1 protein-coding gene is annotated in these 247 nt (G+C 67.2%); it reads left to right on the top strand.

Annotation, left to right across the window (positions count from 1 at the left end):
• On the top strand, positions 1 to 247 hold a 247-nt coding region (locus AC2YI2_RS35320), incomplete at both ends, for a site-specific integrase (protein WP_487391163.1).

The raw sequence follows: 247 nt of genomic DNA, 5'->3' as shown, positions 1-247 counted from the left end.
TCGCCGTTCGGAAATCACTGGCCTCGACCTCGGTCGCGACCAGACCGAGGAGTCTTCGGGCTGGATCGAGATCCTCGACAAAGGCCTGCTCGTCACCTTGCGCGGCAAGACCGGCTGGCGCGAGGTCGAGGTCGGCCGCGGCTCCTCTGACGCCACCTGCCCGGTCGTCGCGGTCGAGACCTGGATCCGCTTCGCAAAGCTCGCCAAAGGCCCCCTCTTTCGCCGCGTCACCGGCAGAGGCAAGAAC

This window comes from Rhizobium sp. SRI_017 (assembly GCF_057586295.1).
Note: the sequence above shows the minus strand (reverse complement) of the source record. Positions and strands in the feature narration are given on the sequence as shown.